The following is an 18769-nucleotide window of genomic DNA, read 5'->3' on the forward strand; positions in this document are numbered from 1 at the left end:
CGATTGAGGCGCTCCACTGGAGGGGTCTGTGAGTGCACAGCAGCTCGACGTCAAGAAGTCCTGGCGGGCTATCCGCCGGGACCGCTTCCTGATTGTCGCGATCGCGTCGATCGGCCTGGTCGCCGGCATCGCCTACGCGTTCGCGGCACCGCCGATGCACACGGCCACATCGATGGTGGTCCTGCCACCGCCGCCGTCGGCCGACCCGGAGAAGGCGACCGGTACGCAGAGTATCGAGACGCAGGTCTTCATCGCCGAAAGTGCTCCGGTGCTCCGCAGCGCCGGCCAGAACCTGTCGCCCGCGCTGTCCACCGAAGTGGTGCGCAGCCGCGTCAAAGTCACCGCGGTCACCGACGACGTGATCCGGATCGACGCCAAGGGCACCTCGTCCGGGCAGGCGGTCCGGCTGGCCAACGCCGTCGCCGAGGTCTATCTGGTCTTCGTCACCACCGACCAGAAGCTGCCCGGCGACCTCGGCAAGAAGGTCGGCGCCCGGGTCCTGGAGCAAGCCACCGCCGCGCGCGGCGGCAGCATGGTCGTCCACTCCGGTATCTACGGCGGGCTGGGAGCAGTGCTGGCCGCCATCGCGGCCGCGATCGGCGTGCTGATCCGGGCTCGCGGCGACCGTCGGCTCCGGCTGCGCGACGAGGTTGCCGACGCCGTCGGTCTGCCGGTGCTCGCGTCCGTGTCGTCGTACCGCGCGACCGATCCGTCCGACTGGGCCCAGCTGCTCGAGCGCTACACGCCGACGGCCGTGGACGCCTGGAGTCTGCGCAAGATCCTGCATCACCTGAACCTGGACCTGAAGGGTGGCTCGCCGGTCTCGCTGACCGTCATCTCGTTCGCCGACGATGACAAGGCGCGCCCGCTCGGCCCGCAGCTGGCCGCGTTCGCCACCTCGATCGGCATCTCCACCTCGATGGTGGTCGGCAACCACACCGAGCAGCCGCCCGGCCCCGTCGCCCTCTACATCCATCTGGTCCTGGTCGACCGGGAGCACCCGCACCTGACCGACACCAGCCGGACCAACAGCACGATCGTGGCCCTGTCGGCCGGCACCGTGACGGCCGAGGAACTCGCCCGGCTCGCCGTCGCCGCGGCCGCGGACGATCGCACCATCGACGGCCTGGTCGTCACCGATCCCGACCCGTTCGACCGCACCATCGGCCGGGTCTCGCAGTCGCAGCGCCGGTCCAGCTCGCGGCTGCCCACGCTACTCACCGGCACAGCGAGGCGAACCCGATGAGCAACCAACCATATTCCGAACTGCCGGACGCGGCCGCGGGCTGGATCGACGATGACGACGACCTGTACGCCGACGAGTCGTCGACCGCGTTCCCGCCGGACTCGCTCGTCACCTTCCGCTTCCTCCGGGACGCGGTCCGGCGGCACATCCGGATCTGGCTGGTGCTCGCGCTGATCGGCCTGGCCGGCGGTCTCGCGACGTCCGTCGTACTCCCGCCGGCGCACACCTCGTCGGCCCGCATGCTGATCACCACCCGGGAAGGCGAGGACCCGACCAAGGCGATGGCGACCGAGGTCAGCCTGGCGACCACCCGGACCGTGGCCGAGCGGACCATCGCGCTGCTGCAGCTTCCGGACACGCCGGACCAGATGCTGGAGCGGTACACCGCGACCGCGCTGACCGACCGAGTAATGGAAATCAAGGCGAGCGCCAAGACCAGCGAGCAGGCGACCAAGCTGGCCACGGTGGTGGCGCAGACGTACCTGATCTTCCGCAAGGAGCAGATCGCACTGCAGTCGGCGCCGCTGACGCGGGACCTCGCCGCCGCCCAGTCCGAGATGACCGTCGCCGAGCAGGCGGTCCGGTCGACCGGGGACAACCCGGACGAGTTGCAGCGACCGAGCAGTCCGGAGGCGCTCAAGTACATCGCCGCCCGGGACAAGTGGATGTTCGTCCGGCAGCAGGTGCTGGACCAGAACGTCTCGGCCTCGAAGATGAACAGCAGCCGGATGCTCGACGCGCCCTCACCGGTGCTGACCTCGGCGAAGCGGATGCTGGCGATCCAGGCCGGCACCGGGTTGCTGGTCGGTCTGTTCCTCGGCATCGGTTTCGTCATCGTCCGGGCTCTGATCTCCGACCGGCTGTGGCGGCGGCAGGACATCGCTCAGTCGCTGGGTGCCCGGGTCCGGCTCAGCACCGGCCGGCCGCCGCGCTGGCAGTGGATCCCGTTCGCGCACCGGCTGCGTAAGCACCAGCAGCACCATCCCGAGATCGAACTGCTGGTCCGCCACCTCGACCAGCGCATCATCTGGGCGAAGCGGCCGACACCGGCGCTGGCCGTGGTCAGCGTCGACGACGTCCGGTCCTGCGCGATCGCCGTGGCCTCGCTGGCCTACGCACTGGCCGAGGACGGCAAGAACGTCCTGGTCGCCGACCTGACCGACAGCGGCATCCTTGCCGCCAAGCTGGGCGTGCGGGAGATCGGCACCCGGGACTCGCAGTTCAGCGAGCCGACCCGGCGGATCACCGTGCATCTGCCCGATCCCGAAGCCGGTCCGGCCGAGGGCTGCTACCTGCGGCTGGGCGACAACAACCGGCCGGGCGGCTCCGGTGACATCTCGCTCGACGCCGCCTGGGACGTCGCGGACGTCGTACTGAGCCTGGCCACCCTGACGCCGGCTCTCGGCGCCGACCACCTGGGCAGCTGGGCCTCCCGGGCGGCCGTCGTGGTGACGGCCGGACGGTCGTCGCTGACCAAGGTCCGGGCCACCGGCGAGATGGTCCGGCTGGCCGGCCTGGAGATCGACACGGCCGTGGTGCTGAACGCGGACAAGACCGACGAGGGTGTCGGCGTCACCGAGGCGGAGAGCTCGGCCCGGACCCTCGACGTGGAGATGTTCGGCCGATGAGTGCTATCCGGGCGCTTGCTCCGCGGCTCGGTGATCGGCCGGGCCGCCGGGTCGTGTCGCCCGAGCAGCGCCGGCGGCATCGGGTCCAGCTGGTCTGGGGCTGCCTGCTGCTGAACGTGCTGACGTTCTTCCCCGAGGCGCCGCACATCATCCCCATCCCCGGCGCGCTCGGCAAGCTGATCGCGCAGGGATCGCTGGTCGTCGCCGCGATGCTGGTGCTGACGGTGAACCGTCCGGTCAAGGTCCGGGCCTCGGTCTTCATCTTCCTCGCCACGCTGCTGGCGACGGAGGCTCTGCTGTCCAGCCTGCGGGCCGAGTTCCTGCTCGGTGCGCTGTACCGGTCGGGGAGGCTGTTCGCCTTCGTGATGGTGCTCTGGCTGCTGACTCCGTGGTGGCCGAGACGCGATCTCCTGCTGGTGCGAACCCACTTGATGTACCTGTGGATCATCCTGGGCTCGGCCGTCGTCGGCCTGCTCGTCGCACCCGGACTGGCGATGACCGAGGACCGGTTGTACGGCGTCCTGTGGCCGATCCCGCCGACTCAGGTCGGTCACTACGCGGCCGTCGCGATCGGTCTGACCACGATCTTGTGGATGTCCGGCCTGCTCCGCCGCGAGGTGGCGCTGGTCAGTGTTGCCGGATCCGTTCCGGTCCTGCTCCTGACCCACACGCGTACGGCGCTGATCGCCCTGCTGATCGGTGTCGTGATCGCCGGGCTGAGCCTGTTCACCGCCCGCACACGGGTTCGTCGGGCCTTCGCCGTCGGCCTGGTGCTCTTCTCGGTCGGGGCACTCACCCTCGGCTCGGTGGTGACCACCTGGCTCGCCCGTGGCCAGGACACCACCCAGGTCACCGAGCTCACCGGCCGGACGCGGGTGTGGGACGCGATCCTGGCCCAGCCGCGGTCGGTGTTCGAGACGCTGTTCGGCTTCGGCCTGTCCAACAAGTCCTTCAACGGCCTGCCGATCGACAGCAACTGGCTCGGCACGTACTACGACATCGGCCTGGTCGGGATGGCGATCAACATCGCCATGGTGCTGTTCGTCCTGGTGATGGCGCTGTTCTTCCAGCCGCAGGGCCCGCGCCGGGCGATGGCGCTGTTCCTGGTCGCGTACTGCGTGGTGGCGTCCTTCACCGAGAGCGGGCTGAGCGAGGCGTCGCCGTACCTGCTCGAACTGACCCTGGCCGCGTCGCTGGTGTACTCGCGAGTTCCCCGAGAGGGTGTGCGATGAAGATCCTGCTGGTGCACAACAGGTACCGGTCCACCGCGCCGAGCGGTGAGAACCGGGTGGTCGACCAGGAGGGCGAGGCGCTGGCCGAGCTCGGGCACGAGGTCGAGACCTTCGAGCGGCACAGTGACGAGATCGAGGACTGGCCGGCCTGGAAGAAGGCCACGCTGCCGGCCCGGGTGGTCTGGAACCCGGCCGCCAAACGCGACCTGGCCGAGACGCTGCAGCGGTTCCGGCCGGACGTCGTCCATGTCCACAACACCTTCCCGGTGCTGAGCCCGTCGGTGCTGTACGCGTGCCGCGACGCCGGCGTGCCGGTCGTCATCACCCTGCACAACTACAAGCTGCTGTGCGCCAGCGGTGACTTCTTCCGCGCCGGCGAGCTCTGTCACGACTGCGCCGGCGGCAACCCGGTGTCCGGGGTGATCCACCGTTGCTACCGCGGGTCCACACTGGCCACTGCGACCACGGTGCTGAACACCAGGACCCATCGGCGGAGCTGGCGCGACCTGGTGTCGGCGTACATCTTCGTCTCCGAGTCACAGCGCGCACTGCTGACCGGGATGGCCTTCGACCCGGACCGCAGCTTCGTCCGCTACAACTACGTGCCGTACGACGGCCCGATCGGTGACAGCCCCAAGCAGCGGCAGGTGACGTACGTCGGCCGGCTCGACGCGGCCAAGGGCGCACCGCTGCTGATGAAGGGCTGGGACGCGTACCGCGCTCTCGCCGGGGACGACGCGCTCCGGCTCGTCATCGCGGGCGGTGGTCCGATGCTGGACGAGGTGACCGCGTGGGCCGCCGAACGGCCGTCGGTCGAGCTGCTCGGCCTGATGAGCAAGCAGGAGGTCTTCGAGCTGATCGGCCGGTCCCGGGCCGTCGTACTGCCGTCGGAATGGGAGGAGACGTTCGGCCTGGTGGTGGTCGAGGCGATGGCGGTCGGCGTACCGTTGCTGGCCTCCGGACACGGATCCTTCCCCGAACTCGTAACCGACGGCGTCGACGGTGCGTTGTTCGAACCGGGGCGGCCGGACGCACTGGCCAAGCTGCTTCTCGACGTCGACACGTCGCCCGATCGCTATGCGGAACTGGGGCGCCAAGCCCGGGCGACGTACGAGAAGAAGCACGATCCCCGACGCAATCTCGAGCAACTGCTCGACATCTACCGCTTCGCTGTCGGCCGGCCTGTCACCCGCCGCTAGCCGATACCTACGTGCCCCCAGAAGGAAGTGTGATGGAACAACGCGAGCCGTCCCCTCCGGCCACCGGCCGGAGTGGTGCGTGGTACCGCAGCCGACGCGTGCTGTTCGCGGCTGTCGCGATCGTGGTCGCGTGCGCGCTGGCGGTGGTCACCTACGTTCTCACCGCGGATGGCCAGCCACTGTCGCGGCCGCAGGCGACGCCGACCGCGGCGCCCAGCTCGGCGCCCGTCAAGGCTCCCACCGCGCCGCCGGCCAAGGTCTGCGGGAACGCCGCGGCACTGTCCGGGCCCAAGACCGCACCGGCCGGCGCCGTCGTCGTCAGCCCGACCCAGAACCTCGAGGACCTCAGCTCGAAGAGCCCGGCCGGTACGACGTTCTACCTGACCGCGGGTACGCACAAACTCGGCGGCGGCGCGTTCACCCAGGTGATCCCCAAGCCGGGCAACCGCTACATCGGCGCACCCGGCGCGGTCATCGACGGCGGCAACAGCAACCGCTACGCGTTCACCGGGTACGCGACCGACGTACAGATCAAGAACCTGACCATCCAGAACTTCGGCACCCCGCGCAGCACCAACGACGAGGGCGTGGTGAACCACAACGCCGCGGCGAGCTGGACGATCGAGGGCAACACGATCCGCAACAACTCCGGCGCCGGCCTGATGGTCGGCAGCAAGAACGTCGTCCGCGGCAACTGCCTGCAGAGCAACGGCCAGTACGGCTTCAGCGCCTACAACCCGAGCAAGGTCGGCAGCATCGTGATCGAGCGCAACGAGATCACCGGGAACAACACCGACGACTGGGAGGTGCTCAAGCCGGGCTGCGGCTGCACCGGCGGCGGCAAGTTCTGGGCGGTGTCCGGCGCGGTGGTGCGCGGCAACTGGATCCACGACAACAACGGACCGGGGATGTGGGCCGACACCAACAACACCGGGTTCGCGATCGAGGGCAACTACATCTCCGGCAACTTCGCCGAGGGCATCGTCTACGAGACCAGCTACAACGCCTCGATCCGGGGCAACACGTTCATCCGCAACGGACTCGGCAAGGGCCCGCTGAACCAGGGCTTCCCGACACCCGCGGTGTACATCTCCGAGTCCGGTAGCGACAAGCGGGTCGCGGGCATGTTCAACCAGGTCTTCGAGGTCAGCGGGAACGTGTTCACCGACAACTGGGCCGGCGTGATCCTGTGGGAGAACGCGGACCGGTTCTCCGGCTCGCCGGCCAACACCAGTTCGGGCTCCGGCACCTTGGTGAACCCGACGGTGGCCACCATCGAGACCTGCAACGCGGCCAACATCCGCAACCAGCCGTACCTGAACGACTGCCGGTGGAAGACCCAGAACGTGCACGTCCACGACAACGTGTTCAGTCTCGACCCGAGCAAGCTCGGCAAGACGTGTGCGTCCCGCAGCGGCTGCGGCTACAACGGGATCTTCGCCAACTGGGGCACCTACCCCGACTGGTCGCCGTACAAGGAGCGGACGGTCCAGGACGCGATCACCTTCAAGCAGGGCAACAAGTTCTCCACCAACACCTATCGCGGGCCGTGGAACTTCATCGTGCACGAGCAGGGCAGCAGCGTGAACTGGGCCAACTGGCAGGGCGCGCCGTACGGGCAGGACCAGGACAGCGTGATCAGGGTCCAAGGGGAGCGCTGACAGCGATGATCGGGCCTCCGGAGCGTGCCGTCGGCGAGCAGATCGCACTGCTGCGCTCGGTGGGTTACGCCGCGTTCGGGCGGCACGAGCGGAACCTCGACGTCCTCGACCTGGTCTTCGACAGCCTGGTCGACGCGCCGGAGACCTGCCGTGGCGACGTGCGGCGACTGCGGTTCGCCGGACACGGCATCGCACTGGACGTCGACGTACGGGGCCAGGGCGACCTGACCGTGGAACTGCGTGTCTCCCCCAGTGGTCCGGTGGTGGTCGAATCGCGTGGCGCCGAAGGCGATGGGCCGACCGACGCACGACTGGTCAGCTTCCTGCTGCGCTGGCCGGGCACAACGCAGCGGCCGGTCCGGACCGCCTGGGTCATGCTCTGACCCGGACGTCGAGACCGGCCGCCGGCTACTGCTTCAGGAGGCAAGCAGCAGTCTGAGTTTCTCCAGGCACCGACCCCGGATCGGGCCGATGCTGCCGATCGGGATACCGATCGTCGCGGAGATTTCCGCATACGGCGCGGGCGGATCGGCCATCAGCATGCCCATCAGCTGCTGCCACCGATCCGGCAGGCTTTCCAGCGCCCGCCGTACGTCGACCGCCCGCTCGTCGGCGAGCAGGTCGGCGTCCAGCTCCGGCGTGTCGCCGGGTACTCCTTCGAACGCGGCCGACTCGTAGGTCAGCAGCACCCGCTTGCGGAACGCCAGCACCCGCAGGCATTCCCGGCGGGTCGTCACCACCAGCCAGGCGCCGACCCGCTCGGGGTCGACCCGGTGGATGTGCTCGAGCAACCGCAGCCAGACCATCTGGGAGACGTCGGCGGCATCGCTGTCGCTGAGCCGGAAACTGCGGGTGACGGCCCAGACCAGCCGGGCATAGTGATCGACCAGCCGGCTCCAGGCCCCCTGGTCGCCGGACGCGGCCTGGATCACCAGGGTCGCGGCCTCGGACCGGACCGGCCCGTCGTCGGTTATCGATTCGTCAGTGCCTGCCGGGGCACTGAGTTCCTGCAACATTGGATTCCCCCCTCGGGAACGCACCCCTGTCGTACTCGGATCAGTGGTGCTCTATCTGCGCGCCGCCGGCCGGGCAGATGGCCGGCGGCGGGATTTTCAGTAGGCGCCGTCGCGTCCGAAGACGGCGCGGGCGGTCTTCCACAAAATGAGCAGGTCCAACGCGATCGACCAGTTGTCGGCGTACCGAAGGTCGAGCCGCATGGACTCTTCCCAGGTGAGATCGCTGCGCCCGCTGACCTGCCAGAGGCCGGTCAGTCCGGGTTTCACGAGCATCCGCCGCGCGTCGTCGATGGCGTAGCGCGCCACCTCGGCCGGTAGCGGCGGCCTGGGCCCGACCAGTGACATGTCCCCCCGGAGCACGTTCACCAGTTGAGGTAGTTCGTCGATCGAGAACCGCCGCAGGTACTTGCCGATCTTGGTCACCCGCGGGTCGTCCCGGAGTTTGAACAGCACCCCGTTGCCCTCGTTCAGCGCCTGCAGCTCCGCCTTGCGGGCCTCGGCGTCGACCACCATGGTGCGGAACTTCAGCATCTGGAACCGTTCGCCGCCGCGACCCACCCGGGTCTGCCGGAACAGCACCGGGCCACGGCTGGTGAGCTTCACCAGCAGCGCGGTGACGGCCAGGACCGGCGCGATGCCGATCAGCAGCAGGCAGCCGACCACCCGGTCGAAGATGCTCTTCAGCAGGTGCGGTCCGCCGCTCACCGACGGCCGCTCCAGGTGCAGCAGCGACAGGCCGGCGACCGGGCGGATCGAGATCCGCGGACCGGCGACCTCGACGATGCCCGGCGAGACGATCAGGTCGACACCGCGCTGTTCGAGCGCCCAGGACAGCTTGCGCAGCGAGTGCCCGGTCAGTTCCGGGTCGGCCGCGATCGCGACCACCTCGACGTCGAACTGGTCGACCGCGGCCAGGATGTCCATCTCGGTCCGGCCCAGCCGGTCCGACTCGGGCTCCTCGAACGCGTCACCGCGGGGCAGGCAGCTGGCCACCACGATGTACCCGTCGGCCTTCCGCTCCTCCAGGTGCCGCCGCAGCGTGGTCACCTGATCGTTGCGTCCGACAACGAGTACCCGGCGCATGCACCGGTTGAGGAACCGCCGCCGGGAGATGCTGCGGTGCAGCACCCAGCGGGCGAACATCGCCGCCAGACAGGTCATCGGCACGGCCAGGACGACGAAACCGCGAGCGACCTCGAGTTTGATCGCGTACGACGTGATCGCGACCAGCGCGGTCAGTGCCACCGCGGCCCGGATGATGGAGCGGAACTCCTCCGGACCGGTACCGAAGTACCGGGTCTCATAGCCCCGCTCGAGCGCCACACACGCCAACCAGGCGATCGGCAGGACGGCGCCGAGCAGGAAATAGCCGAGGTTGATCTGGGCACCGAACCGGGCGACCAGTGCCAGCGAGCCACCGATCACGGCCGCGGCCAAGTCACCGGCGAGCGCTGCCCACCGGTACTTCGCCACCCACCGCGCCTCGGTGAACCGTGCCGCCCTCGGCACGATCGCCGGAACCTCGTCCGGTACCACCCAGACCGGCCGACGTCGTTCCCCCGACGGCGCCGGCCGAAGATCAGCCGATTCGGCCAACCCCTCGGACATGACAAATTCAGTCACGCACAGTCACCCCCCACAGGTGAATGCGAACCCCGTGACCAACCCACACCCCGTCACGGACTTCGATGAACGCCGCCCCCACAACGGCGTGAACCCGACAGTACTACGTCAGAGCCGGGTAAGACAGTACTGACCGGCAGTGTTTACCGGGGCGCAATCAGAAGACCCCCGGGACCCATTTTGCGGGTCCCGAGGGTCTCGTTTTGGCTACTTCAGGTGACCGGCCGCCGGGTCGGGGCGCCGATCGGGGGTGATCAGCCGGCGATCAGGCCGTCGCCGCTGATCAGCTCGCGCATCTCGGCCAGCGAGCTGTCGCTCGGCGGCAGGATCGCGTCGGAATCGTGCAGCTCGTCGTCGGGCAACTTGTCACCCGAGCGGACGAACTCCAGCAACGCGGTGAACGCGGCCTTGAAGGCCTCCTCGTCGCCGGCCGAAACGGCCTGCTCCAGCTCGCCGTCGACCTTGTTGAGGTCGTCCAGCTTCTCGTCGGCCAGTCGCCACTGGCCTTCACTCATGATGCGAACGATCATCGAGCGTCTCCGTCCTGAGGTCTCACCGGCTCCGCGGCCGGCTGCTGCGTGGGCTGCTGTGCCTGGGCGGTTCCTTGGGCGTTGTCGCCGGACAGCTCCTTGGGGGCGCTGCCACCGGAGATCTGGGCCTTCATCGCGGCCAGCTCGTTCTCCACGTCGGAGCCGGACGACATCCGCTCCAGCTCCAGGGTGATGCTGTCCTTGCTCGACCCGGAGGCGTCGTCGAGCGCGCCGGAGGCGAGCAGCTCGTCGATCGCGCCGGCCCGGGCCTGCATCTGCTGGGTCTTGTCCTCGGCCCGCTGGACCGCCAGGCCGACGTCGCTCATCTCCTCGGAGATGCCGGAGAAGGCCTCGTTGATCCGGGTCTGCGCCTCGGCCGCGGTGTAGGTGGCCTTGATGGTCTCCTTGCGCGTCCGGAAGGACTCGACCTTGGCCTGCAGCCGCTGGGAGGCGAGCGTCAGCTTCTCCTCCTCACCCTGCAGCTGCGCGTGCTGGGTCTGCAGGTCCTCGATCTGGCCCTGCAGGGCCGACTTGCGGGTCAGGGCCTCGCGCGCCAGGTCCTCACGGCCCATCGAGAGCGCCTTCTGGGCCTGGTCCTGCAGCTTCTGCGACTGGGACTGCAGCTGGGAGGCCTGCAACTCCACCCGCTTCCTGCTGGTGGCCACGTCGGCCACGCCCCGCCGTACCTTCTGCAGCAGTTCCAGCTGCTTCTGATACGAGTAGTCAAGGGTTTCGCGAGGATCTTCGGCCTTGTCCAGGGCGGTGTTCGCCTTGGCCTTGAAGATCGTCGACATCCGCTTGAAGATGCTCATCGATATCCGTACCCCTTCTGTGCCGGCGAGTCGACCCGGCGTGCGTCAACCACCCTATGTCCACACGGGTCACCACACCATCAGGACCGGCCCCGATAAAGTAGGGGTGAGGTCCGGGGACCACCCCGAGTCGCGACCAGCCCTGCCGAATGAGGTTCAGACCCCGTGTTCCGTCGTACCAAGTCTGAGACAGCTACCACCGTACCCGCCGAGCCCCAGGGCAAGCCGGGTGGTAAGGGACGCCCCACGCCGAGCCGCCGGGAGGCCGAGGCCGCCCGGAAGGCCGCGCTGAAGAAGCCGCGCAACCGCAAGGAGGCGGCGGCGTACCGGCGGGAGAAGGTCCGGACCGAGCGGGCCAAGATGCAGGACGCGATGCGCACCGGCGACGACCGGTACCTGCCGGCCGCCGACAAGGGCCCGGTCCGGCGGTTCGCCCGCGACTACGTGGACGCCCGCTACTCGGTGATGGAGTTCGCGCTGCCGATCCTGCTGGTGGTGTCGCTGCTCGGCGTGGTCTTCTCGCCCGCCTTCCCGTGGCTGGCCGGGACGGTCAACCTGCTCTTCCTGGCGATGATCCTGCTGATCGCCGGCGACTGGTTCCTGCTCACTGCCGGACTGAAGAAGGCGGTCGGGGTGAAGTTCCCGAACGAGTCGGCCAAGGGGATCGGCTTCTACGCGGTCCGCCGGACCATGCAGATGCGCCGCTGGCGGCTGCCCAAGCCGATGGTGAAGCGCGGCGAGAAGCCGAGCTGAGACTCTCCGCCGGCTCGCGGGCCGCGGGCAGTAGGGTCGGGGTATGGACTTCCGCTATCTCGGCAACAGTGGTTTGAAGGTCAGTGAGATCTCGTACGGGAACTGGCTGACGCACGGTTCCCAGGTGGAGAACGATCAGGCCAAGGCGTGTGTGCGAGCGGCGCTGGACGCCGGTATCACCACGTTCGACACGGCCGACGTCTACGCCAACACCAAGGCCGAGTCGGTGCTCGGCGAGGCGCTGGAGGGTGAGCGGCGCGAGTCGCTGGAGATCTTCACGAAGGTCTACTGGCCGACCGGCCCGGGCGGACCGAACGACGTCGGCCTGTCCCGCAAGCACATCCACGAATCGATCAACGCGTCGCTGACGCGGCTCAAGACCGACTACGTCGACCTCTACCAGGCGCACCGGTACGACACCGAGACGCCGCTGGAGGAGACGATGGAGGCCTTCGCCGACGTCGTCCGGTCCGGCAAGGCGCTCTACATCGGCGTGTCGGAGTGGACCGCGGAGCAGTTGCAGGAGGGCCACCGGCTGGCCCGCGAGCTGCGCATCCCGTTCGTCTCCAACCAGCCGCAGTACAGCATGCTCTGGCGGGTGATCGAGGCCGAGGTGGTGCCGGCCTCGGAGGAGCTCGGCATCGGCCAGGTGGTGTTCTCCCCGATCGCGCAGGGTGTGCTGACGGGTAAGTACCTGCCCGGACAGCAGCCGCCGGAGGGCTCCCGGGCCACCGACGCCAACGGCGCGAACATGATCAAGCGCTTCCTCAACGACGACGTGCTCACCCGGGTGCAGGAGCTCAAGCCGGTCGCGGACGAGGCGGGCCTGTCGCTCTCCCAGCTGGCCATCGCCTGGGTGCTGCAGAACCCGAACGTCTCCTCGGCGATCATCGGCGCCTCCCGGCCCGAGCAGGTCGTGGAGAACGTGAAGGCGTCCGGGGTGAGGCTCGAGGAGAGCGTGCTGAAGCGGATCGACGAGGTCCTCGGCAGCATCGTCGAGCGCGACCCGGCCAAGACCGTGCAGAACTCGCCGCAGACCCGGCCGGGCTCATGAGCTGGAGCTGGCGGTTCGAGACCGCGTCCGGCGCCGTCGTCGACCCGAGCGAGGTCGGCGGGGCCGAGTTCTCCGCTCAAGGCGACGCGGAGAGCTGGCTCGGCGAGAGCTGGCGCGAGCTGGCCGAGCAGGGCGTCGGCCAGGTGTTCCTGCTCGAGGACGGCCGTGAGGTCTACGGCCCGATGAGCCTCGCGGCGCCCGAGTAGTTCTTCCCGCGGAACCCGTACGACGTCCTGCGCGGCGTCGTACGGGTTCTTGCTTGTTAAGCTGCGGCTGAACCACTCCTGTGTCACAGGGAAGCCGGTCCAAGTCCGGCGCTGACCCGCAACCGTAGGCCACTTCTGGTGGCGAGCCGGAACACTGTGACGCAGGCAGACAGGCTCAACTACCCGCCGTGGTCCGCGGGTGGAGCCCTACCCTGCCGGTGCAGGCGGGACCTCCTCCACCGGGCCGCGGCCCGATCGAGGACACGAGATGACTGCACAACGGACCGCACGACTGGTCCTCAGCCTGCTGGCGGGTCTCCTGCTGGCGGGGACCGTCGCCACCACCGCACAAGCCGAGGACGGCTACCGCTTCTGGGGCTACTACCAGTGGAGCGGAGGCCAGTGGGCCTTCGCACAGAAGGGCGCCGACGGCGTCGTACCGGCCGATGGGGCCGTGGAGGGCTGGCGGTACGCCCTCGGCGGCTCCAAGCCCCGAGTGCCGCGCGCAGCGGGTGACTTCGAGGCGGTCTGCGGCAAGACCCCGGCGGAGACCGGCAAGAAGCGGGTGGCTCTGGTGGTCGACCCGGGTACACCGGCCGACGCGCTCAGCGGCGAGACTCCGGGGCCGGCGACCGGCACCTGCGTGGTGACGGACGTGCAGGCGACTGGCGCGAAGATCCTGGCCGCCGTTGCGCCGGTGCGGATCGAGAAGGGTCTGACCTGCGGGATCGCGGGCTACCCGGCCAAGGGCTGTGGTGACCAGGTGAAGAACATCAACGTCCCGGCGACGGACGAGCCGGTGACCCTGGAGATCAAGGCGGCAGTCGGGTCCACTGTTGCTCCGGCCGCTTCGGAATCCGACGAGGGCGGGGCCCCGTGGACCGGCATCATCATCGCCGTGGTGGCGGTCGGCGTACTGGGTAGTGGCGGTCTGGTGCTGAGCCGGCGGCGGTCGAGCCAGTAAGTGCGTACTGTCCATCACCTGACGCTCCCCCGGGCTCTCCACCCGGGGGCCTGGTGGTTGTGGGCACTGGGCATGGCCGTGGCCGCCAGCAGGACACGCAACCCGGTGCTGCTGGTGCTGATCCTCGCGGTGACCGGCTTCGTGGTTGGGGCCCGGCGGAGCGACGCTCCTTGGGCCCACAGCTACGCCGCGTTCCTCAAGCTCGGCCTGATGGTCATCGGCATCCGTGTGGTGTTGCAGGCGCTCCTGTCCACTCGCTCGCAGGGCAACATGGTGCTGTTCACGCTGCCCCAGATTCCCTTGCCTGACTGGGCAAACGGCGTCAAGCTCGGCGGGGAAGTCACTCTCGAGGCCTTGCTGACTGCTCTCTACGACGGTGCCCAGCTAGCCGTGATGCTGTGCTGCATCGGCGCGGCCAACGCGCTCGCCAGTCCGCGGCGCCTCCTCAAGTCGTTGCCTGGGGCCCTATACGAGATGGGTGTCGCCTGCGTGGTCGCACTGACGTTCGCACCACAGCTGGTCACCGACGCCCGTCGTATCCGCGCCGCCCGCCGACTCCGGGGCCGCACCCGCGGCTCCTTCCGTACGACGGCCATGCCCGTGCTGGAGGGTGCACTGGACAGATCGGTGGAGCTGGCCGCGGCGATGGACTCACGCGGCTACGGCCGTACGGCGCAGGTCCCACGACGTCAGCGCCGGATCACCGGGGTGTGCGTGCTGCTGGGGTTGCTGGGGATTCTGCTCGGCGTCTACGCGTTGCTGACCGACTCCATGGCCTTTCCCTTTGCCGCAGGCGCGTTGGCGGTTGGACTGCTACTGGCTGTGAGTGCCATGGCTATCGGCCGTCAGCGGGTGACGCGGACGCGTTATCGACCGGACCCGTGGGCTTTGCCCGAATGGCTGGTCGTCGGCTCTGGTGCGTTGGCTGCCGCGGCGATGATCACCGCAGCCGTGCGTGGTGTCGAGGGTCTGCTGCTGGCGGGTCCGCTCGTCGTACCACCGGTGCCGGTGCTGCCAGTGATCGGCATCCTGATCGGACTGGCTCCCGCGGTCGCTGCACCGCCTTTGCAGGCTCGGCGACGTGAGCTGGTGGTCGCATGATCGAGTTCGACCGGGTGACAGTCACGTACGACGGTGCCTCGGCGCCCGCACTGCGGGATGTGAGCTTCACAGTGCCGGAGGGTGAGTTGGCGCTCGTGATCGGGCGGACCGGCTCCGGCAAGTCCACACTGCTGCGAGCGATCAACGGTCTGGTGCCGCACTTCACCGGAGGCACGTTGGCCGGGCGGGTACTCGTCAATGGGCGGGACACTCAGAAGTACCGGCCACGTGATCTGGCCGATGTGGTCGGCATGGTCGGCCAGGACCCGATGGCCGGCTTCGTCACCGACACGGTAGAGGACGAGCTCGCGTACAGCATGGAGTCGCTCGGAGTGGCTCCGGACGTGATGCGTCGCCGGGTCGAGGAGACTCTGGATCTGCTGGGGCTGGCCGACGTACGATACCGGGCTTTGACGTCACTGTCCGGCGGCCAGCGGCAGCGGACGGCTATCGGGGCGGCACTCACGTCCCACCCGGCTGTGCTCGTACTGGACGAGCCGACGTCGGCACTGGATCCGCAGGCGGCTGAGGAGGTGCTGGCCGCGTTGCAGCGGCTCGTGCACGACCTGGGCGTCACTGTGGTGATGGCCGAGCACCGGCTCGAGCGGGTGATCCAGTACGCCGACCGCGTGATCGAAGTACCGGGCGGCTCGGCTGCAGTGTCGACTGGGCTTCCGGCCGAGCGCATGGTCACCGCACCGGTCGCACCGCCGGTGGTGGAGCTCGGCCGCCTAGCGGGCTGGTCGCCTCTCCCCCTGTCTGTGCGGGACGCCCGGCGGGCCGCAGTCTCGTTGCGCAGCCGGTTGGGTGAGGTGGCGCCGCTGCGGCCCGTTGCTGCAACAGGTGCTGAGCTGGCGCGGTGCAGAGACCTGGTGGTCGGCTATGGCAACGTCACTGCGCTGCGCGGCGTGTCACTGAGCATCAAGGCCGGTGAGGTCGTCGCACTGATGGGTCGCAACGGTGCCGGCAAGTCCACCCTGCTCAACGCACTTGTCGGGATCGTCACGCCACGGTCCGGTACGGCGACCGCAGCCGGAGCGGACCCACGTCGTACGCGTCCGTCCAAGCTGGTGAAGGCTGTAGGACTGGTTCCTCAGGAGCCTGCGGACCTGTTGTACGCGGCCACGGTGGCTGACGAGTGCGCGGGAGCAGACTCCGACTTCCGGATGCCTGCGGGTAGTTGCCGGGCGCTACTGAACCGGTTGGCACCCGACATCGATCAAGCGATGCATCCGCGTGATCTGTCCGAGGGACAACGGCTGTGCCTGGCGCTGGCCGTCGTACTGTGTGGTGCTCCGCCGCTGTTGCTTCTGGACGAGCCGACGCGTGGGTTGGACTACGGCGCCAAGCGGCGGTTGGTGGAGATCCTGCGAGAGCTCACTGCGGCGGGTCATGCCGTGGTGCTGTCGACCCACGACGTGGAGATGGTGGCTGAGGTTGCCACGCGGGTGCTGGTGCTTGCTGACGGCGAACTGGTGAGTGATGGTGAGACGGCGACGGTGATCGCGGGGTCTCCGGCGTTTGCGCCGCAGGTGGCGAAGATCCTTGCGCCGCTGCCTTTCCTGACTGTGGGAGAGGTCGCCACCGCTTTGGAACGTGCCTCGTGAAGCTGGTCCGGTTGAAGCCGCGGAGTACCGCGACGCTTGTGGTTGCCTCCCTGGTTGGGGTGCTGGCGTTCGGGTGGCCGTTGCTGTGGCAGACCGAGCAGGCGGGTGAGTCGGCGATCGGACACACGACCGACGCGCCTTGGCTGTTCGTGTTGTTGCTGCCGCTGCTAGTGGCCGTCGTACTGGCTGAGCTGTCCGAGTCGGGGATCGACGCCAAGGTGATCTCACTGCTGGGGATGCTGGCGGCTGTCGGTGCTGCACTGCGTGCGCTCGGCCCTGGTACGGCTGGGCTGGAGCCCGGGTTCTTCCTGCTGGTGCTGGCGGGTAGAGCGTTCGGAGCCGGGTTCGGGTTCGTGCTGGGGGCCGTGTCGCTGCTGGGTGGGGCGATGATCAGTGGTGGGGTTGGGCCGTGGATGCCGTTCCAGATGTTCGCCTGTGCGTGGGTGGGCTGCTTGGCCGGTCTGCTGCCCCGGGTGGGCGGTCGGCTGGAGTTGCTGGTGCTGGCGGCGTACTCACTCGTGTCGGGGGTGTTGTACGGCGTGGTGATGAACCTGTGGTTCTGGCCGTACGCGACGTTCGGTAGCGACTTCTCGTTCATCCCGGGCGATTCGCTGGCCGATAACCTGCACAGGTACTTCCTGTTCGTGGTGGCGACGTCGCTGGCGTGGGACATTCCGCGTGGCGTGCTGTGCGCCGTACTGGTGCTGGTGCTGGGCCGACCGGTGCTGACGGCCTTCCGTCGTACGGCGCGGAAGGCTGCTTTCGACGTACCAGTGGTGTTCGAGTCGAGGAGGGCCGATGGCTGAACAGCGCACGTTGATCCTGGGCGGTGCCCGGTCCGGCAAGTCGGTCGCCGCCGAGCGACTGCTGGCCCCCGAGCCCGAGGTCCTGTACGTCGCTACCGGCGGAGACGGCTCGTCCGACCCGGAGTGGGCCGAGCGGATCGCCAAGCACCGCGCTCGCCGACCGGCGAGGTGGGGCCTCGCGGAGACGATCGATCTGGTCCCGCTGCTCGACTCCCCCGGGCCACCGCTCCTGATCGACTGCCTGACGCTCTGGCTGTCCCGCACGATGGACGCGCTCGACATCTGGCCCGACCTGACCCGCGCCGGCCTGGTGGACGAGGAGATCGACCGGCTGGCCGAGGCCTGGTCCCGGACCCCTCGCCTGGTAGTTGCTGTGAGCAATGACGTCGGCTCCGGCGTCGTCCCGGCCGACGCCGGCACCCGCCTCTTCCGCGACCTGATGGGCCGGCTGAACACCACGATCTCCCTCCGCTCCGACACAGTCCTCTGGACCATCGCCGGCCGAACCCTCCCCCTCACATGACCACTGGGACACCGCTTCCGCGGCGCAGCGGGTGGGTTGATGGGCTGTGGCTGGCGGTCGGAACTTTGACTGTGCTGCCTACACCGATGCCCTCGCGGGTTGATCGGGTGGTGGGTGGTCGGGCGATGGTTCTTGCGCCTGTGGTCGGGGCGTTGCTCGGTGGGATCTCGGCCGGAGTTGTCGCGCTTGTTCACCTCGTGCGGCCGGGTGCACCTCTGCTCGCGGCCGTACTCGGCGTACTGGTTCTCGTGGTGCTCTCCGGGGCGCTGCACCTGGACGGGCTGGCCGACTTCGCGGATGCGCTCGGCAGTCGCCGGGATCGCGAGACCATGCTTCGAATCATGAAGCAGAGCGACATCGGCCCGTTCGGTGTCGTCTCGATCACGGCCGTCCTGCTCCTCGACGTGGCGGCACTCACGGCATGCATCCAGTCAGGCTTCGGCTGGCAGGCCGCTCTCATCGCCACCACGGCCAGCCGGCTCACCCTCCCCTGGACCTGCCGCACCACGGTGCCCTCAGCCCGCCCCGACGGCCTCGGCGCCACCGTCGCCGCCACCGTCCGCCCGCTCACCGCCGCCCTCACGACCATCGCCGTACTGGCCGCCGCCGTGGCCCTCACCTGGCTCACCACACCAACACCCCTAGCCGGCACCACAGCCGCCGTACTCCTGGCTGTAGCAGTCAGCCTCCTCACCACCCGCCGAGCCCGAACCACCCTCGGCGGCACCACCGGCGACGTCCTCGGCGCCACCATCGAACTCGCGCTCCCAGTCACCCTCCTAGCCCTCGCGCTAACCACCTGACCCAC

19 protein-coding genes are annotated in these 18769 nt (G+C 68.9%); 15 read left to right on the top strand and 4 right to left on the bottom strand.

Annotated features, from left to right (window positions below):
- The first annotated feature begins 28 nt into the window (after nt 1–28).
- Genes V9K99_RS39355 through V9K99_RS39380 form a run of 6 tightly spaced genes read left to right on the top strand, consistent with a single transcriptional unit; the run spans nt 29 to nt 7349 of the window.
- Nucleotides 29–1246: a Wzz/FepE/Etk N-terminal domain-containing protein gene (locus V9K99_RS39355; RefSeq protein WP_337009663.1), complete on the top strand. Its 1218-nt coding sequence runs from the start codon at nt 29–31 to the stop codon at nt 1244–1246.
- Nucleotides 1243–2874 carry a YveK family protein gene (locus V9K99_RS39360; protein ID WP_337009665.1) on the top strand — a complete coding sequence of 544 codons (1632 nt, stop codon included), beginning with the start codon at nt 1243–1245 and terminating at the stop codon, nt 2872–2874. The genes V9K99_RS39355 and V9K99_RS39360 overlap by 4 nt, the downstream gene beginning before the upstream one ends.
- On the top strand, nt 2871–4106 hold the full coding sequence (locus V9K99_RS39365; RefSeq protein ID WP_337009667.1) for an O-antigen ligase family protein: 1236 nt from the start codon (nt 2871–2873) through the stop codon (nt 4104–4106). Before V9K99_RS39360 ends, V9K99_RS39365 begins: the two co-directional genes overlap by 4 nt.
- A complete protein-coding gene (locus V9K99_RS39370; RefSeq protein ID WP_337009669.1) occupies nt 4103–5305 on the top strand; it encodes a glycosyltransferase in 1203 nt (400 codons plus the stop codon). Before V9K99_RS39365 ends, V9K99_RS39370 begins: the two co-directional genes overlap by 4 nt.
- A gap of 32 nt (nt 5306–5337) precedes the next feature.
- Nucleotides 5338–6966 carry a right-handed parallel beta-helix repeat-containing protein gene (locus V9K99_RS39375; RefSeq protein WP_337009671.1) on the top strand — a complete coding sequence of 543 codons (1629 nt, stop codon included), beginning with the start codon at nt 5338–5340 and terminating at the stop codon, nt 6964–6966.
- 5 nt (nt 6967–6971) lie between these two features.
- Nucleotides 6972–7349 (top strand): hypothetical protein, encoded by a 378-nt coding sequence (locus tag V9K99_RS39380; RefSeq protein ID WP_337009673.1) that lies wholly within the window; start codon nt 6972–6974, stop codon nt 7347–7349.
- 33 nt (nt 7350–7382) lie between these two features.
- On the opposite strand, the gene V9K99_RS39385 is transcribed toward V9K99_RS39380, so the two are convergent.
- The 4 genes from V9K99_RS39385 to V9K99_RS39400 all read right to left on the bottom strand — a co-directional run bounded on the left by V9K99_RS39385 (nt 7383) and on the right by V9K99_RS39400 (nt 10947).
- Nucleotides 7383–7982 (bottom strand): RNA polymerase sigma factor, encoded by a 600-nt coding sequence (locus V9K99_RS39385; RefSeq protein WP_337009675.1) that lies wholly within the window; start codon nt 7980–7982, stop codon nt 7383–7385.
- Between the two features lie 96 nt (nt 7983–8078).
- Nucleotides 8079–9605 carry a sugar transferase gene (locus V9K99_RS39390; RefSeq protein ID WP_337009677.1) on the bottom strand — a complete coding sequence of 509 codons (1527 nt, stop codon included), beginning with the start codon at nt 9603–9605 and terminating at the stop codon, nt 8079–8081.
- Between the two features lie 254 nt (nt 9606–9859).
- Nucleotides 9860–10135, bottom strand: coding sequence for a PspA-associated protein PspAA (pspAA, locus tag V9K99_RS39395; RefSeq protein ID WP_337009679.1), 276 nt, complete (start codon nt 10133–10135; stop codon nt 9860–9862).
- On the bottom strand, nt 10132–10947 hold the full coding sequence (locus V9K99_RS39400) for a PspA/IM30 family protein (RefSeq protein ID WP_337009681.1): 816 nt from the start codon (nt 10945–10947) through the stop codon (nt 10132–10134). The genes pspAA and V9K99_RS39400 overlap by 4 nt, the downstream gene beginning before the upstream one ends.
- Nucleotides 10948–11112: 165 nt before the next feature.
- Here V9K99_RS39400 and V9K99_RS39405 point away from each other — a divergent pair, with 165 nt between their 5' ends.
- The 9 genes from V9K99_RS39405 to cobS all read left to right on the top strand — a co-directional run bounded on the left by V9K99_RS39405 (nt 11113) and on the right by cobS (nt 18764).
- The gene (locus V9K99_RS39405; protein ID WP_337009683.1) at nt 11113–11700 is read left to right on the top strand and encodes a DUF3043 domain-containing protein; all 588 of its coding nucleotides are present in this window, start codon (nt 11113–11115) and stop codon (nt 11698–11700) included.
- Between the two features lie 43 nt (nt 11701–11743).
- Nucleotides 11744–12754, top strand: coding sequence for an aldo/keto reductase family protein (locus V9K99_RS39410; protein ID WP_337009685.1), 1011 nt, complete (start codon nt 11744–11746; stop codon nt 12752–12754).
- Nucleotides 12751–12960 carry a hypothetical protein gene (locus V9K99_RS39415; protein ID WP_337009687.1) on the top strand — a complete coding sequence of 70 codons (210 nt, stop codon included), beginning with the start codon at nt 12751–12753 and terminating at the stop codon, nt 12958–12960. The genes V9K99_RS39410 and V9K99_RS39415 overlap by 4 nt, the downstream gene beginning before the upstream one ends.
- A gap of 268 nt (nt 12961–13228) precedes the next feature.
- Nucleotides 13229–13924: an SCO2322 family protein gene (locus tag V9K99_RS39420; protein ID WP_337009689.1), complete on the top strand. Its 696-nt coding sequence runs from the start codon at nt 13229–13231 to the stop codon at nt 13922–13924.
- Entirely contained in the window at nt 13925–15025 is a 1101-nt protein-coding gene (locus V9K99_RS39425; RefSeq protein ID WP_337009691.1) for a CbiQ family ECF transporter T component, read from the top strand.
- Complete coding sequence (locus tag V9K99_RS39430) at nt 15022–16632, top strand: ABC transporter ATP-binding protein (RefSeq protein ID WP_337009693.1); 1611 nt, start codon at nt 15022–15024, stop codon at nt 16630–16632. Before V9K99_RS39425 ends, V9K99_RS39430 begins: the two co-directional genes overlap by 4 nt.
- An 11-nt stretch (nt 16633–16643) precedes the next feature.
- A complete protein-coding gene (locus tag V9K99_RS39435) occupies nt 16644–17438 on the top strand; it encodes an ECF transporter S component (protein WP_337009695.1) in 795 nt (264 codons plus the stop codon).
- On the top strand, nt 17431–17961 hold the full coding sequence (locus V9K99_RS39440) for a bifunctional adenosylcobinamide kinase/adenosylcobinamide-phosphate guanylyltransferase (protein WP_337009697.1): 531 nt from the start codon (nt 17431–17433) through the stop codon (nt 17959–17961). The genes V9K99_RS39435 and V9K99_RS39440 overlap by 8 nt, the downstream gene beginning before the upstream one ends.
- A complete protein-coding gene (cobS, locus tag V9K99_RS39445) occupies nt 17958–18764 on the top strand; it encodes an adenosylcobinamide-GDP ribazoletransferase (RefSeq protein ID WP_337009699.1) in 807 nt (268 codons plus the stop codon). The genes V9K99_RS39440 and cobS overlap by 4 nt, the downstream gene beginning before the upstream one ends.
- Nucleotides 18765–18769 lie beyond the last annotated feature (5 nt).

It is taken from the genome of Kribbella sp. CCNWLW201 (genome assembly GCF_037203805.1).
Taxonomy (GTDB): domain Bacteria; phylum Actinomycetota; class Actinomycetes; order Propionibacteriales; family Kribbellaceae; genus Kribbella.

What these genes read in the sequence shown, in the direction of transcription:
- V9K99_RS39360 (WP_337009665.1), top strand. Translation starts at nt 1,243, where the DNA reads ATGAGCAACCAACCATATTCCGAACTGCCGGACGCGGCCGCGGGCTGG.
- V9K99_RS39365 (WP_337009667.1), top strand. Translation starts at nt 2,871, where the DNA reads ATGAGTGCTATCCGGGCGCTTGCTCCGCGGCTCGGTGATCGGCCGGGC.
- V9K99_RS39370 (WP_337009669.1), top strand. Translation starts at nt 4,103, where the DNA reads ATGAAGATCCTGCTGGTGCACAACAGGTACCGGTCCACCGCGCCGAGC.
- V9K99_RS39375 (WP_337009671.1), top strand. Translation starts at nt 5,338, where the DNA reads ATGGAACAACGCGAGCCGTCCCCTCCGGCCACCGGCCGGAGTGGTGCG.
- V9K99_RS39380 (WP_337009673.1), top strand. Translation starts at nt 6,972, where the DNA reads ATGATCGGGCCTCCGGAGCGTGCCGTCGGCGAGCAGATCGCACTGCTG.
- V9K99_RS39385 (WP_337009675.1), bottom strand. Translation starts at nt 7,982, where the DNA reads ATGTTGCAGGAACTCAGTGCCCCGGCAGGCACTGACGAATCGATAACC.
- pspAA (WP_337009679.1), bottom strand. Translation starts at nt 10,135, where the DNA reads ATGATCGTTCGCATCATGAGTGAAGGCCAGTGGCGACTGGCCGACGAG.
- V9K99_RS39400 (WP_337009681.1), bottom strand. Translation starts at nt 10,947, where the DNA reads ATGAGCATCTTCAAGCGGATGTCGACGATCTTCAAGGCCAAGGCGAAC.
- V9K99_RS39410 (WP_337009685.1), top strand. Translation starts at nt 11,744, where the DNA reads ATGGACTTCCGCTATCTCGGCAACAGTGGTTTGAAGGTCAGTGAGATC.
- V9K99_RS39415 (WP_337009687.1), top strand. Translation starts at nt 12,751, where the DNA reads ATGAGCTGGAGCTGGCGGTTCGAGACCGCGTCCGGCGCCGTCGTCGAC.
- V9K99_RS39420 (WP_337009689.1), top strand. Translation starts at nt 13,229, where the DNA reads ATGACTGCACAACGGACCGCACGACTGGTCCTCAGCCTGCTGGCGGGT.
- V9K99_RS39430 (WP_337009693.1), top strand. Translation starts at nt 15,022, where the DNA reads ATGATCGAGTTCGACCGGGTGACAGTCACGTACGACGGTGCCTCGGCG.
- V9K99_RS39440 (WP_337009697.1), top strand. Translation starts at nt 17,431, where the DNA reads ATGGCTGAACAGCGCACGTTGATCCTGGGCGGTGCCCGGTCCGGCAAG.
- cobS (WP_337009699.1), top strand. Translation starts at nt 17,958, where the DNA reads ATGACCACTGGGACACCGCTTCCGCGGCGCAGCGGGTGGGTTGATGGG.